This window comes from Streptomyces endophyticus, assembly GCF_035798155.1.
Taxonomy (GTDB): Bacteria; Actinomycetota; Actinomycetes; order Streptomycetales; family Streptomycetaceae; genus Streptomyces; species Streptomyces endophyticus.
Genome location: NZ_JAOZYC010000193.1, coordinates 25406 through 38505, shown reverse-complemented (window position 1 = coordinate 38505; position 13100 = coordinate 25406). Strand labels below are relative to the sequence as shown.

At 71.2% G+C, this 13100-nt stretch carries 15 protein-coding genes; 5 read left to right on the top strand and 10 right to left on the bottom strand.

From position 1 onward, the window contains the following. Positions 1 to 215: 215 nt before the first annotated feature. The 7 genes from OKJ99_RS38825 to OKJ99_RS38795 form a co-directional block, all read right to left on the bottom strand. Positions 216 to 767, bottom strand: coding sequence for a hypothetical protein (locus OKJ99_RS38825; protein WP_326023136.1), 552 nt, complete (start codon positions 765 to 767; stop codon positions 216 to 218). A 126-nt stretch (positions 768 to 893) separates the two neighbouring features. Further along, positions 894 to 1577: a uracil-DNA glycosylase gene (gene ung, locus OKJ99_RS38820; RefSeq protein ID WP_326023135.1), complete on the bottom strand. Its 684-nt coding sequence runs from the start codon at positions 1575 to 1577 to the stop codon at positions 894 to 896. Positions 1578 to 1696: 119 nt separating this feature from the next. Continuing rightward, the gene (locus OKJ99_RS38815; protein WP_326023134.1) at positions 1697 to 3226 is read right to left on the bottom strand and encodes an ABC transporter substrate-binding protein; all 1530 of its coding nucleotides are present in this window, start codon (positions 3224 to 3226) and stop codon (positions 1697 to 1699) included. A 211-nt stretch (positions 3227 to 3437) separates the two neighbouring features. Next, positions 3438 to 4205, bottom strand: a complete 768-nt coding sequence (locus OKJ99_RS38810) for an SDR family oxidoreductase (protein ID WP_326023133.1) — start codon at positions 4203 to 4205, stop codon at positions 3438 to 3440. 17 nt (positions 4206 to 4222) lie between these two features. After that, entirely contained in the window at positions 4223 to 4984 is a 762-nt protein-coding gene (gene fabG, locus OKJ99_RS38805; RefSeq protein WP_326023132.1) for a 3-oxoacyl-ACP reductase FabG, read from the bottom strand. A gap of 157 nt (positions 4985 to 5141) precedes the next feature. Further along, positions 5142 to 5540, bottom strand: a complete 399-nt coding sequence (locus OKJ99_RS38800) for a DUF3037 domain-containing protein (protein ID WP_326023131.1) — start codon at positions 5538 to 5540, stop codon at positions 5142 to 5144. Then, entirely contained in the window at positions 5537 to 6346 is an 810-nt protein-coding gene (locus OKJ99_RS38795) for a HipA family kinase (protein ID WP_326023130.1), read from the bottom strand. The genes OKJ99_RS38800 and OKJ99_RS38795 overlap by 4 nt, the downstream gene beginning before the upstream one ends. A 126-nt stretch (positions 6347 to 6472) precedes the next feature. On the opposite strand from OKJ99_RS38795, the gene OKJ99_RS38790 reads away from it, so the two are divergent. After that, a complete protein-coding gene (locus tag OKJ99_RS38790; protein WP_326023129.1) occupies positions 6473 to 6931 on the top strand; it encodes a Rieske (2Fe-2S) protein in 459 nt (152 codons plus the stop codon). Between the two features lie 11 nt (positions 6932 to 6942). On the opposite strand, the gene OKJ99_RS38785 is transcribed toward OKJ99_RS38790, so the two are convergent. Further along, positions 6943 to 7584 carry a cysteine hydrolase gene (locus tag OKJ99_RS38785; protein ID WP_326023128.1) on the bottom strand — a complete coding sequence of 214 codons (642 nt, stop codon included), beginning with the start codon at positions 7582 to 7584 and terminating at the stop codon, positions 6943 to 6945. 162 nt (positions 7585 to 7746) lie between these two features. Between OKJ99_RS38785 and OKJ99_RS38780 the strand changes: the two genes are divergently transcribed. Beyond that, positions 7747 to 8214, top strand: coding sequence for a pyridoxamine 5'-phosphate oxidase family protein (locus OKJ99_RS38780; RefSeq protein WP_326023127.1), 468 nt, complete (start codon positions 7747 to 7749; stop codon positions 8212 to 8214). Positions 8215 to 8256: 42 nt separating this feature from the next. Here OKJ99_RS38780 and OKJ99_RS38775 read toward each other — a convergent pair whose 3' ends face one another. After that, positions 8257 to 9174 (bottom strand): LysR family transcriptional regulator, encoded by a 918-nt coding sequence (locus OKJ99_RS38775; RefSeq protein ID WP_326023126.1) that lies wholly within the window; start codon positions 9172 to 9174, stop codon positions 8257 to 8259. A 75-nt stretch (positions 9175 to 9249) separates the two neighbouring features. Between OKJ99_RS38775 and OKJ99_RS38770 the strand changes: the two genes are divergently transcribed. After that, positions 9250 to 10182, top strand: coding sequence for a DMT family transporter (locus OKJ99_RS38770; RefSeq protein ID WP_326023125.1), 933 nt, complete (start codon positions 9250 to 9252; stop codon positions 10180 to 10182). 221 nt (positions 10183 to 10403) lie between these two features. Here the strand turns inward: OKJ99_RS38770 and OKJ99_RS38765 are convergent, their stop codons facing one another. Continuing rightward, a complete protein-coding gene (locus OKJ99_RS38765; RefSeq protein ID WP_326023124.1) occupies positions 10404 to 11735 on the bottom strand; it encodes an aminotransferase class I/II-fold pyridoxal phosphate-dependent enzyme in 1332 nt (443 codons plus the stop codon). 37 nt (positions 11736 to 11772) lie between these two features. On the opposite strand from OKJ99_RS38765, the gene OKJ99_RS38760 reads away from it, so the two are divergent. Together OKJ99_RS38760 and OKJ99_RS38755 are read left to right on the top strand one after the other, a co-directional pair. Then, a complete protein-coding gene (locus OKJ99_RS38760) occupies positions 11773 to 12450 on the top strand; it encodes a pyridoxamine 5'-phosphate oxidase family protein (RefSeq protein WP_326023123.1) in 678 nt (225 codons plus the stop codon). Then, positions 12450 to 13100: an FMN-binding negative transcriptional regulator gene (locus tag OKJ99_RS38755; RefSeq protein ID WP_326023122.1), complete on the top strand. Its 651-nt coding sequence runs from the start codon at positions 12450 to 12452 to the stop codon at positions 13098 to 13100. Before OKJ99_RS38760 ends, OKJ99_RS38755 begins: the two co-directional genes overlap by 1 nt.

The following is a 13100-nucleotide window of genomic DNA, read 5'->3' as shown; positions in this document are numbered from 1 at the left end:
AACCCCGCACCGCCCCCGAAAAGCGACAGGTCAAGAAGCCCCCGAAGGCCCCTGCCCAGACCGACGTCTGCGCCCTCGGCCGTCGGTACGGCGGCTGGGACCCGGACAGCCCCCAGTCGGCCATCTGCCGCGACACGTACGGCGGTTGACCACACCGCACAGCACAGCACGGCACCGCACCCCACCGCACCCCCACTACCGCGGAAACCTCCCCGCTACGACCCGGCCCGCGGCGGTCCCAGCGGCTCCCCGCCGCGCCCGCCCCCCTCCCGTGGCTCCAGCGGCCCCGCCCCCATCGTGGCCACCCGCTCCTCGAGCCGGGTGAGGGCGGCGCGCACCCCTTCCCCGTAACCGTCCTCCCCCAGCGCGCCCGCCGCCGCGCGGGCCCGCGTCAGGTGACTGCGGGCCGCCCCGGGGCGGTCCAACTTCACGTAGTCCGCCGCCAGGTTGAGATGCAGCGAGGGATAGAACGCCTGCAGCGCCAGGGACGACTCGTGCTCGGCGAGCCGCTCCTGGGTGAGGGAGTCGGCGGCGGAGAGCGCCCGCAGGTCCCAGGCCAGCTCGTCCGACGGGTCGTCCTGGGTGTCGGCCATGTAGTGCGCGAGCGTGCAGCGGTGCAGCGGGTCGCCTTCCTCCCCGATCTCCGCCCACAGACCGAGGAAACGCCCCTGCGCCTCCTCGCGGTCACCGCCGTGGTGCAGCATGACCGCCTGCCCGATGCGGCTCATCATGGCGTCGTCCGACGCCTGTTCACGCTGCTGTGCCACTGTCTCCTCCAAGCTCGGCCGCCCGGCGCGCCCTGCGCGCCCGACGACGATGTCCGATTCGACGACGCTAACCGGCGGCACTGACAATCCAGCTCAGGCGCGACTCCCCGCGAGCCGGGCCCGCTCTCAGCCCAGGTCCGGGACGCTCCAGTCGATCGGCGTGTGGCCCTGCGCGGCGATCGCCTCGTTGATCTGCGTGAACGGCTGGGAGCCGAAGAACTTCCGCGCCGACAGCGGCGAGGGGTGCGCGCCCTTCACCACCGCGTGCCGCTCGGTGTCGATGAGCGGCAGCTTCTTCTGCGCGTAGTTCCCCCACAGCACGAAGACCGCCGGGTCGGGCCGCTGGACGACGGCGCGGATCACCGCGTCCGTGAACTTCTCCCAGCCCTTGCCCTTGTGCGAGTTGGCCTCGCCGGCCCGCACCGTGAGCACCGCGTTGAGCAGCAGCACGCCCTGCTCGGCCCATGGCATCAGATAGCCGTTGTCCGGGATCGGGGTGCCGAGCTCGGCCTGCATCTCCTTGTAGATGTTGCGCAGCGAGGGCGGCGTCTTCACGCCGGGCCGCACCGAGAAGCACAGGCCGTGCCCCTGCCCCTCGCCGTGGTAAGGGTCCTGGCCGAGGACGAGCACCTTCACCTTGTCGTAGGGCGTCGCGTCGAGCGCGGCGAAGACCTGCTCGCGCGGCGGGTAGACGGGACCCCGCGCGCGCTCCTCCTCGACGAACTCGGTGAGCTCCTTGAAGTAGGGCTTCTGCAGTTCGTCGCCGAGGACGCCGCGCCAGGACTCGGGCAGCATCGCGGTGTCGGTCACGTCAACAACCTCCGGGGTACGGGCTCCTGCGCGCCCACGCCCCACCGTGCCGGGGACGCGGCCGCATCTACACCCAGAAACCTACCGGCGCCCACTGACAATCGACGCCCGCGCCCGGTTCACCAGCTCGTCTTGCGGTGCAGCTCCCACATCATCATGATCGTCGACGGGTCGAGGGCCCGCTCGCCGCCCGAGATCTCCTCGCTCGCCGCGATGTACTGCTTGCCCTGCCACAGCGGCAGCAGCCGCGCGTCCCGCACCATGATGCGCTGGGCCTGCTCGAACTGGCGCACCACGACGCCCCGGTCGCTCTGCTTGCGGGACAGCGGAAGCAGCTTGTCGGTTATCTCGGGCGAGACGTACGGAGTGCTCAGGGCGTTCTTCTCGCCCACGAAGGGCGCGATGAAGTTGTCCGCGTCGGGGAAGTCGGGGAACCAGCCGCGCCCGAACACCGGATACTCACCCTTCTTGTAGCCCTGTTCGAACGACTTCCAGGGACGGCTCTTGAGCGTGACCTTGAAGAGCTTCGACGCCTCCAACTGCCGCTTGAGCTCGGCGAACTCGGGCGCGGTGGCGGAGCCGTAACGGTCGGAGGCGTACCAGAACGTGAGCGGGACGGGGCCGTTGATGCCCGCCTTGGAGAGGATCCCGGCCGCCTTCGCGGCGCTCGGGTCGTTGAACTCGTCGAAGTAGTCGGTGGTGTGGCCCGCGAGGCCCCTGGGGACCATCGAGTACAGCGGTTCCACGGTGTTCGCGTACACCTTGTCCGCGATCGCCCCGCGGTCGACGATCTGGGCCACCGCCCGGCGCACCGCGCTCTTGCCCGCCCACGGGTCCTTGGGGTTGAACACCAGATAGCTGATCTCCATGCCCGCGCCCTCGACGAGCTGCAGGCCGTTGGTGCCCTGCTTGTCCTGGAGCTTCACGATGTCGTCGGCCGCGAGACCACGGAAGGTCGCGTCGATCTTCTTCGCCTTCAGGGCGCCGACCATGGCGGCAGAGGTCTTGAAGTAGCGGATCGTCAGCGCGTCGTTCTTGCGGTCCGCGAAGCCCTGGTAGTTGTCGTTGCGCACGAGTTCGGCCTTGCTGCCGTCGGCGTACGACTGGAGCACGTAGGGACCCGAACCGGTCACCTTGGCGTCCGTGCGCGCGGATTTGGCCGGATACGCGGAGGGGTCGACGATCGACATGGCGGGAGTGGAGAGCACGAACGGGAAGGTGGCGTCCGGCTTGGTGAGGCGGAACGTTACGCCTCGATCACCCTGCGTCTCCACGCGGTCGAGGGAGCCCAGCAGCCCCGCGGGCCCGCCGCCCACGCCGATCCTGCGGACCCGGTCGATGGAGTACTTCACGGCCTTGGCGTCGAGCGTGTTCCCGTTGGAGAACTTCATGTCCTCCCGCAGCTCGCAGTGGTAGACGCGGTTGGCGGAGTCCTCGAACCCGCACTCGGCCGCGTCCGCCTGCGGTTCGGCGGCGCCCGACGGCAACGACACGAGGGTCTGGTAGACGTTGCGGAACAGCTCCCACGAGCCGTCCCAGGACGTCGCGGGGTCCAGCGTGCTCGGCACACTGGTGGTGCCCACGGCGATGGGCCGCTCATCGGAACTCTCGCCCGAGTTCATCAGCCCGCACCCCGTGAGCAGGGTCATCGACGCGAATGCCGCCCACGCGCGAGGGGCAGGGAACCGGTTGAACACGCGCTCGCTCCTCGATCAGGCATGCCAGGTCGGCAGACAATATCGCAGCGCCCCGCCGGTTCAACTGGTTGAGTCGGCGGGGCACTTCACGAGCGGGACCCTTTGTGGAACGTTGTCGTGCAACGCCCGGAATCTCACCTCGGGGACGGTCGGCCCCACGGGCCTATTCGACGCCGGCGTTGAGGAACTTGCCGCCGTCCACGACGAGGTTCTGCCCGGTGATCCAGCCGGACTGCTCGGAGGTGAGGAAGGCGGCGGCGCCCCCGATGTCCTCCGGCACACCGAGCCGGCCCATCGGGTACGTGGCCGCGACCTCGGCCTCCCGGCCCTCGTACAGAGCGGTCGCGAACTTCGTCTTCACGACCGCCGGGGCGATCGAGTTGACCCGCACCTGCGGCGCGAACTCGTGCGCCAGCTGGAGCGTCAGGTTGACCATGGCGGCCTTGCTGATGCCGTACGCGCCGATGAACGGCGAGGCGGAGATGCCCGCCACGGACGTGATGTTGACGATCGCGCCGCCGTTCTCCTTCTGCCACGCCTTCCACGTCTGCTGCGCGAAGCCGAGCGCGGAGACGACGTTGGTCTCGAAGACCTTGCGCGCCACGTTCAGGTCGAGCTCGGCGATCGGGCCGAACACCGGGTTCGTACCGGCGTTGTTGACGAGGAAGTCGACGCGGCCGAACGCCTCCATGGTGCGCTCAACGGCGGCGGCCTGGTGCCCCTCGTCGTGCGCCTTGCCCGCTACGTAGATCGCGCGGTCGGAGCCGAGCTGCTCGACGGCCTCCTTGAGGGCGTCCTCGCCGCGTCCGGTGATGCAGACGCGGTCGCCGCGCGCGATCAGTGCCTCGGCGATGCCGTAGCCGATGCCGCGGCTCGCGCCCGTGATGAGCGCGACCTTGCCGGAGAGCTCCGGAAGTTCAGAAGTCGTCATGTCGGTATCCCCCGGCCTCAGTTGAGCGGGCCGCCGGCCACGTACATGACCTGGCCCGAGACGAAGCCGGCCGCCTCGCCGGTGAAGAAGGCGATGGCGTTGGCGATGTCCGCGGGACGACCCACGCGCTGCACCGGGATCTGGGTCGCGGCGGCGGCCTGGAAGTCCTCGAAGCCCATGCCGACGCGCTCCGCGGTGGCCTTGGTCATCTCGGTGACGATGAAGCCCGGGGCGACGGAGTTGGCGGTGACGCCGAACTTGCCGAGCTCCTTGGCGAGGGTCTTCGTGAAGCCCTGCAGACCGGCCTTGGCGGCCGAGTAGTTGACCTGGCCGCGGTTGCCGAGCGCCGAGGACGACGACAGGTTCACGATGCGGCCGAACTTGGCGTCCACCATGTGCTTCTGGACGTACTTCGACATCAGGAACGCGCCGCGCAGGTGCACGTTCATGACCGTGTCCCAGTCGTTGGCGCTCATCTTGAACAGCAGGTTGTCGCGCAGCACGCCCGCGTTGTTCACGAGGATCGTGGGGGCGCCGAGCTCCTCGGCGATGCGTGCGATCGCGGCCTCGACCTGCGCCTCGTCGGAGACGTCGCAGCCGACGGCAAGGGCCTTGCCACCGGCGGCGGTGATCGCCTCGACGGTGTCCTTGCAGGCGGCCTCATCGAGGTCGATCACGGCGACGGCGCGGCCCTCTTCGGCCAGACGGATCGCGGTGGCGGCGCCGATGCCGCGTGCGGCTCCCGTGACGATCGCTACGCGCTGCTCAGTGGTGGACATGCTCTTCGGTCTCCTCGCCCTAGAGGTGCGGCCGCTCCTCCCCAGACGGGTGAGCAACCGCTTAGTACCCTGTGCGTGCGACGCTAGAAGCCCTGGCACCCGGTGTCAACGTGCCCATCAGGTGCCGCTGATCACTAGTCGGCCTCGACCTGGGCCTTCAGCGCACCAGCAGGCCCAGCAGGCGCTCCGCCTCTGCGGCCGGATCGACGGTCAGACCGGTGTGCACGGGCCCCGGCTGGACCACGGTCGAGCGCGGCGCGACGAGCCAGCGGTAGCGCCGCCCGGCGTCGTCCTCGGCCGCCTGCCCCGCGTCGTCTCCCCCGCGACAGTGCCGCTCGACGGCGTGCAGCACGGCGCGCACGCCGGTCACGTCCGCCTCGGGGTCGAGCGCGAGCAGCCGCTTCTCGTCGAGGTGGGTGAGGGCCGTGACGAAGGACTTGGCGCGGCAGTACACGACGACACCGGCGTTGATCTGCTCACCGCGTTCGATGCTCGGCACGACGCGCAACAGGGCGTACTCGAAGACATGGCGCTCGCGCGTGTTCCGCGTGTTCATCGGGACGCTCCTTCGGTCACCCAGCCGGGAGTTCCGGCGGGCGGGGTGCCACCGGCGGGCAGCGTGACGCGTTCGTGAATCGTGGCGGCACGCGCGCGTAGCGTCTCTACGTAGGCGCGCCGCACCGCGTCCGGGGTGTCGAATCCGGGCTCGTCCGCGAGCCACACGTCGGGCACGTCGGCGGCGGCCTCGGCGATCAGCTCCTCGGTGACGAGCGGCGCGAGCTCGGCCGCGGCCGCGGGGACCTCGGGCCCGAAGCGGGCGAGGGCGTGGTCGCTCGCGTCGTACGGCTTGTCCGCCCAGGCGTGCGCGCCGCGCCAGTTGTGATGCCAGATCATGCTGGCGCCGTGGTCGATGAGCCACAGCTCGCCGCCCTGGACCAGCATGTTCGGGTTGCGCCAGGACCGGTCGACGTTGTTGATCAGCGCGTCGAACCAGACGATCCGGCCCGCCTCCGCCGGATCGACGACGTACGCGAGGGGGTCGAAGCCGAGCGCCCGGGGCAGGAACCGCATGCCGAGGTTGGTGCCGCCGCTCCCCTTGAGCAGCCCCTGCACCTCCTGGTCGGGCTCGCCGAGGCCGATCACCGGGTCCAGGTCGAGCGTGACGAGCCCCGGCACGCGAAAGCCGAGCGCGCGCGCCAACTGGCCGCAGATCACTTCGGCGACGAGCGTCTTGCGGCCCTGCCCCGCGCCGGTGAACTTCATGACGTACGGGACGAGGTCGTCGGCCTCGACGAGACCGGGGAGCGACCCACCTTCCCTCAATGGGGTGACATAGCGGGTCGCGGTGACTTCGGTGAGCATGCGCCCAGGTTATGAGATCAGGATGACGTTGAACGTCCAGGGATCACCGTACGTACCTCAGGAAAACCCCCACGGGATCCAGCACGTCCCCTCGACCCGACCCACCGATGAAGGGACCTTCACCTCATGACCGCTTCGCAGGAGGCCGCACCCACGAGCCACGTCCCGTCGCGCCGCGCCGTCGTCACGGCGGTCGGCGCCGTGGGGATCGCCGCGGCGCTGACCGCGTGCGGCAGCTCGGACGAGGACACGTCACAGCCCGCGGGCAACGCGTCATCGGGCGGCGGCGAGAAGAAAGGCAAGGAGATCGCCAAGACCTCGGACATCCCGGAGGGCGGCGGCAAGGTCTTCGCCGACGCCGGGGTGGTGGTGACGCAGCCCGCGTCCGGCGAGTTCAAGGCGTTCACCAACATCTGCACGCACCAGGGATGCAAGGTGAACAAGGTGGTCGACGGCACCATCGACTGCCCGTGCCACGGCAGCAAGTTCTCCATCAAGGACGGCAGCGTGGCGCATCCGCCGGCCACGCAGCCCCTGGAGGAGAAGCAGCTCAAGGTCAGCGGCGACTCGATCGAGCTCGCGTAGCCCGACGAGCCCTAAGGGCGCTTCCACGCGTCGAGCACGTCCGGCGTCGTCGTCACGGTGGCGACCAGGGCGAGCGTGTTGTCGATCATCGCGGGGGTGTAGTCGGCGGGCACCCCCGCGATGGCGTCCCGCGGCACCACCACCGTGTAGCCGAGGTTCACGGCGTCGAACACCGCATTCGGGATGGCTACGTTGGCGGACACCCCGGTGACGACCAGCGTGCGGCAGCCGAGATTGCGCAGCAGTGGATCGACGTCGGTGCCGGCGATCGGGGAGAGCCCGTGCAGACGGCGTACGACGAGGTCCTCGTCCGCGACCTCGACGGGCGGGGCGACGCGGACGGCTTCGGTGCCCGAGAGCTGCTTCACGGGAAGGCGCTCGGTGGCGCGGAAGAGGCGGGCGTTGTGGTTGGCCCCGCGGCCGTCCGGGCGCCGCTCCGCGACGGCGTGCAGGACCTGGACCCCGCTCGCGTGGGCGGCGGCCACCATCCGCGCCACGTTGGCGAGAGCCCCCGACGACCGCGCCTCTTCGGCGAGTTCGGGCAGCGCACTGTTGGCGCCGACGACGCCCTGTTGGCACTCGACGGTCAGCAGCACCGTGCTCGCCGGGGCGAGCAGCTCGGCCAGTTTCTCGCGCTTCTCGTGCGACGGCACGACCGCCCCCTGCCTGTCGGTTTTTCGGCTGCTTTCCGGGCTGCTGGAGGGTAGCCACCATTGCGTGGACAGGGAAGAGGTCGCATGCTGCGTTCCTGACACCACGTCAGACATGTCGGACGCACGCCCGATATGCGTCGGATGCCGGACAAGGGAGCCCTGATGACCACCGCCACCCAGCGCCGCGGCCGGAAGATCATGATGTCGCCCGAGGAGCGCGACGCGTTCCTCGCCGAGCAGCGCACCTGCCGCGTCGCCACCGTGGCCGCGGACGGCACGCCGCACGTCAGCCCGCTCTGGTTCACCTGGGACGGCGCATCGCTGTGGATCTACTCGCTGTCCCGCAGCCGCCGCTGGGCCGACCTGCGGGCCGACGGCCGGGTCTCGGTGGTGGTCGACGCGGGCGAGGAGTACGGGGAGCTGCGCGGCGTCGAGCTGTCCGGGCGCATGGAGTTCGTCGGCGAGACCCCGCGCACCGGCGAGCCGTGCCCCGAACTCGACGCCGTCGAGCGGCTGTTCGCGCACAAGAACTTCGGGATGACCGAGATGGTCTACGACGGCCGGCACGCGTGGGCGCGCCTCACCCCGGACAAGATCGCGTCGTGGGACTTCCGGAAGCTGGCCGCCTGAGACCCCTCCGACCGGGGAGCGGGACCGGGGGCGACGATGGCCTCACCCCTCCGCGAGCTGCCCGAGGTCCGCCCCCACCTTCTGGAGCGCCCGCACCGCCGCGCGGATCGAGGGCCGCCGATCCGCGTCCGCGCGCCACACCACGTACACATGGCGCCGCACCTTCTGCCGCACCGGCACCGTCACCACGCCCTCGGGCACCGGATCGCGGCCGAGCAGCGGCGCGACGCACACGCCCAACCCGGCTGCGACCAGGCCGAGTTGGGTGTGCGTCTCGGCGGCGCGGTGGCCGATCTGGGGCTCGACGCCCTTGGCGCGCAGCGTGAACATCAGCCACTCGTGGCAGAACTCGCCCTGCCCCCAGGTGATCCACTCGTCGTCCGCGAAGTCCTCCAGACCGACCTCTTCGCGCCCCGCCAGCGGATGGCCTGCCGGCATGGCGACATCGGCCGGATCGTCGAGGATGCTCGCCTTGACCAGGCCCTCCGGCATGGGCATCGGCTTGTTGTACCAGTCCAGCACGACGGCGAGATCGAGGTCTCCGCGGATCACCCCGGACACCGCGCGCTCGGGTTCCAACTCCTGGGACCGGACGCGCAGTTGCGGGTGTTCGGCGCGCAGCGCGGCGAGCGCGCCGGGGAACAGCCCGCGCGCGGCCGTCGGGAACGCGGACAGCCGCAGCTCCCCCGCGACCTGCCCGCGCTGCGCCTCCAGGTCGGACTGCGCCAGCTCGACCTGCGAGAGGATGCGTGCCGCGTGCTCGGCGAGCAGCCGGCCCGCGTCGGTGAGCCGCACGCCGCGCCCGTGCTTGGCGAGCAGCTGCTGTCCCGCCTCGCGCTCCAGTTTGGCCATCTGCTGCGAGACGGCGGACGTGGTGACGTGCAGCCCCTCGGCCGCACCGCTCACCGATCCGTGCCGGGCCAGGGCATCCAGGACCCGCAGGCGCTCCAGGTTCAACATGTAAGTGATGCTAATCGGTACCCGGAAAACAATCTCGCTTGTGCTACGAAGATGTGGGGAGCCACTCTGGACCCCATGAGCACGACGACCGCTTCCCGAGCCACTGCGGCTCCGCCCTCCGCCACCCCGCGAACCGCCCTCGACTGGCGCATTCGCTTCGGCGTACTCGCCCTCATCTGGGGCTTCAGCTTCCTGCTCATAAAGGTGGGCACGGAGGGCTTCGCCCCGTTCCAGGTCACGCTCGGGCGCCTGCTGTTCGGCGCGGCGGTCGTGGTCGTGGCCATGGTCGTGAAGCGTCAGCGGCTGCCCCGGGGGGCCCGCACCTGGGGGCACCTGGCGGTCGCGGCGCTCTTCCTGAACGCGCTGCCGTTCTCGCTCTTCGCGTTCGCCGAGGAGACGATCCCCTCGACGCTCGCCGGGATCTGCAACGCGACGTCGCCGCTGTGGGGCATGGCGCTCTCGATGGTCGCGCTCTCCGAGGACCGGCCCACGCGGCGCCGGGTCGCGGGCCTCGGCATCGGCTTCCTCGGCGTCCTGACCGTCCTCGGCGTCTGGCAGGGCTTCCACGGCCTGGACGTGGCGGGCACGGCGATGGCGCTGCTGGCCTCGCTCTCCTACCCGATCGGCTGGATCTACGTCCGCCGCACGCTGGCGAACACGGGTGAGTCGAACGTGTCGATGATCGGGGCGCAGCTGTTGCTCGCCACCGCCCAACTGGCGCTCGTCACCCCGCTGTTCACATCCTGGCCGACCCACTTCCCGGTGGTCCCGCTGCTCGCGATCGCCGCGCTGGGCGCGCTCGGCACTGGCGTGGCGTTCCTCATCCAGTACGGGCTTGTGGCCGAGGTCGGCCCGACGACCGCGCAGATGGTCACGTACTTCGTCCCGGTCATCGCGACGGCGGCGGGCGTCGCGGTCCTCGGCGAATCCCTGTCCTGGTCGACCCCGATCGGCGCGGCAATCGTCCTGGCAGGCGCGGCCCTCACGCAGCCCCGCCGGAGGAGCTGAACCTCACGGTGCCGCCTTGCCACCTTGCCACTTTGCCGCCTTGCCACCTTGCCGCCTTGCCACCTTGCCGGCTTGCCGCCTTGGGCAATCTGCCGCCTTGGGCGGCAGGGTGGGCAAGGCGGCGCCCCGGTGCCGCGCAACAGGAACTCGGGGTCAAGCCCCGACGCCGCACCTCCCTGGGCCGAAGGTGACGCCGAACCCGCGGCCCGCCGCAACCCACCTCACGCGTAATGCCTCCGCGGAGCGGTCCGAACCGCCGCCACCACCGCGTCCGCCACCACCCCGACCTCCTCGACCCCCAGCCGGGACACGGTGATCCGCACCCCGGACCCCGCCTCCATCCGGAACCGCGCCCCCGGCGCAACCGCCCACCCGGCGTGCAGCAACCGCGCCACCGCCCCGGTCTCGTCCGGCACCGGCACCCACACATTCATCCCGCTGCGCCCGTGCGCAACGACCCCCCGCTCAGCCAGCGCGGCGACCAGCGCGTCACGCCGCTCCCCGTACGAGGCCGCGACGGCCACCGCGTCCACCGCCCCGGCCTCCCACAGCCCGGCCACCGCCCGCTGCGTGATGCGGCTGACCCAGCCGGGCCCGAGCCGCTGCCGCCCCCGCACCCGGTCGACCGTGCCGGCGTCCCCGGTGAGCACGGCGAGCCGCAGATCGGGCCCGTAGGCCTTGGCGACGGAGCGGACAAACGCCCACTGCCGCGTGGCCCCGGCGAGCGGGTGCAGCGGCAGATCGACGATGCCGTGGCCGTGGTCGTCCTCGATGAGCAGGACCTCCGGGTGCGCGCCCAGGATCGCGCGCAGCGCCTTCGCCCGCCCGGGACCCACCGCGGCACCGGTCGGGTTCTGCGCCCGGTCCGTCACCACGATCGCCCGGGCCCCCGCGTCCAGCGCCCGCTCCACGTCGTCCGGCAGCGGCCCCTCGTCGTCCACGCCGACCGGCACCGTCCGCAGCCCGAGCGCGGGCACGAGGTCGAGCATGCTGCCCCAGCCGGGGTCCTCCACGGCGACCGCGTCCCCCTGCTTGAGGTGCACGGCCAGCACCCGCTCGATGGCGTCGAGCGAACCGGACGTCACAGCGACGGGCCCGTCCGGCACCCCGTCCGCGTCGAGGTCGGTCCGCGCGCGGCGCACAAGCCCCGGCTCCAGGGAGTCGTCCCCGTACAGCACCGGCTCCTTGTCGGCGACGCCCGCGGCCGCCGCGAACGCCTCCACCAGTGAGGGCAGCAGCGCGGTGTCGGGATTGCCGCCCGACACGTTCCGCACCCCCTCCGGCACGTCCACGCGGATCGCCTCGCGCGCGGTGATGGCCGGTTTCGGGCGCACCCGGCTGCCGCGCCGCCCGGCCGTCTCGATGACCCCGCGCTCGCGCAGCGACCGGTACGCGGCCGCGACCGTATTCGGATTCACCCCGAGCTGTTCAGCCAACTCCCGCATGGGCGGCAGTAGTTGACCCGGCTGCAGGTCTCCGGCGATCACCGCACGCTCGACGCTTGCGCAGATCTCTGCTGCGCGACGCCCACTGATCCGATACTCTCCTAGCACAAACAGCATTATGTACTAGTGCAATGGAGTTCGCAACATGAGCGTCACCCAGGAACAGTCAGCCGCCTCCTACGCGCCCACGGAGCGCACGACCCCGACCCGCGCCAAGGAGCGCGCGGCGTACGACCACGCCCTGGTGCACTCGATACTCGACGAGACCTACCTCTGCCACCTCGGCTTCGTCCGCGACGCCGCCCCCGTCGTGCTGCCCACGCTGTACGCGCGCGTCGGCGAGCGGCTCTACGTGCACGGCTCCAGCGGCTCGCGCCCGCTGCGCATGGCGGGGCAGCAGGACCCCGGCCTGCCGGTCTGCCTGACCGTGACGCACGTCGACGGCCTGGTGCTCGCCCGCTCCGCCTTCCACCACTCCATCAACTACCGCTCCGTCGTGGTGCACGGCACGGCGCACCAGGTCACGGACTCCGAGGAGAAGCGGCTCGCCCTGGACGCGATCGTCGACCACGTGGTGGCGGGCCGCGCCGCCGACTCACGGGCCGCGAACGCCAAGGAGCTCGCCGCGACGGCCGTGCTCCGCATCGACCTCTCCGAGGTCTCGGCGAAGGTCCGCGCGGGCGGCCCGGTCGACGAGCCCGAGGACATGGACCTGCCGCACTGGGCGGGCGTGGTCCCGGTACAGCGCGGCTACGGCGAGCTGCTCCCCTCGGAAGACCTCGCCGACGGCATCGACGTTCCCCCGTACCTCAAGGGGCTGTGATGCTGATCCACCCATGGGACGCGGCGCGCGACTCGGCCGAGTGGCAGCAGTGGCTCGCCGCCCACGACTTCGGCCAGCTCGCCGTCAACGGCCTCGACGGCGAACCCCCTTTCGTACAACCCATGCACTTCGCCTACGACGCTCAGGGCACGGGCGAGTACGGCGAGGTGGTCGCCCACCTCGCCCGCCCCAACCCCCTGTGGTCCGCGCTCGACGCCAACCCGGAGGTGCTGCTGAGCGTCGTCGACGACTACGCGTTCGTGCCGGGCCCGTGGCAGGCGCCGCCCGACGTCCCGCCGGAGCACGGCACGCCGACGAGCTTCTACGCCGCCGTCCAACTGCGCTGCACCGCGCGCGTGGTGGACGACCCGGAGGAGAAGGCGGAGCTCCTGAACCGGCAGGTGGGCCATTTCCAGCCGCCCGGCCTCTCGGTGCCGGTGGCCGCGGGCGAGGCCCCGTACGGGCGGATGCTGCCGGGCATCCGGGGACTGCTGCTCGAAGTGACCGACGTACGGGCCAAGTTCAAGTACGCGGAGCACAAGCCCGAGGAGGTCCAGGACAGGATCGCGGCGGGCCTCGCCGGGCGCGACGACCCGCGCGACGCCGCCGCCCTCGCCACGCAGCGACGGCGGCGTCACCAACCCGCGTAG

Coding starts and splice junctions, on each gene's coding strand:
- OKJ99_RS38795 (WP_326023130.1), bottom strand. CDS start 6,346: ATGCTCACCGAAGTCACCGCGACCCGCTATGTCACCCCATTGAGGGAA.
- OKJ99_RS38755 (WP_326023122.1), top strand. CDS start 12,450: ATGCTGATCCACCCATGGGACGCGGCGCGCGACTCGGCCGAGTGGCAG.
- OKJ99_RS38810 (WP_326023133.1), bottom strand. CDS start 4,205: ATGACGACTTCTGAACTTCCGGAGCTCTCCGGCAAGGTCGCGCTCATC.
- OKJ99_RS38780 (WP_326023127.1), top strand. CDS start 7,747: ATGACCACCGCCACCCAGCGCCGCGGCCGGAAGATCATGATGTCGCCC.
- fabG (WP_326023132.1), bottom strand. CDS start 4,984: ATGTCCACCACTGAGCAGCGCGTAGCGATCGTCACGGGAGCCGCACGC.
- OKJ99_RS38770 (WP_326023125.1), top strand. CDS start 9,250: ATGAGCACGACGACCGCTTCCCGAGCCACTGCGGCTCCGCCCTCCGCC.
- OKJ99_RS38800 (WP_326023131.1), bottom strand. CDS start 5,540: ATGAACACGCGGAACACGCGCGAGCGCCATGTCTTCGAGTACGCCCTG.
- OKJ99_RS38790 (WP_326023129.1), top strand. CDS start 6,473: ATGACCGCTTCGCAGGAGGCCGCACCCACGAGCCACGTCCCGTCGCGC.
- OKJ99_RS38815 (WP_326023134.1), bottom strand. CDS start 3,226: ATGACCCTGCTCACGGGGTGCGGGCTGATGAACTCGGGCGAGAGTTCC.
- OKJ99_RS38775 (WP_326023126.1), bottom strand. CDS start 9,174: ATGTTGAACCTGGAGCGCCTGCGGGTCCTGGATGCCCTGGCCCGGCAC.
- OKJ99_RS38760 (WP_326023123.1), top strand. CDS start 11,773: ATGAGCGTCACCCAGGAACAGTCAGCCGCCTCCTACGCGCCCACGGAG.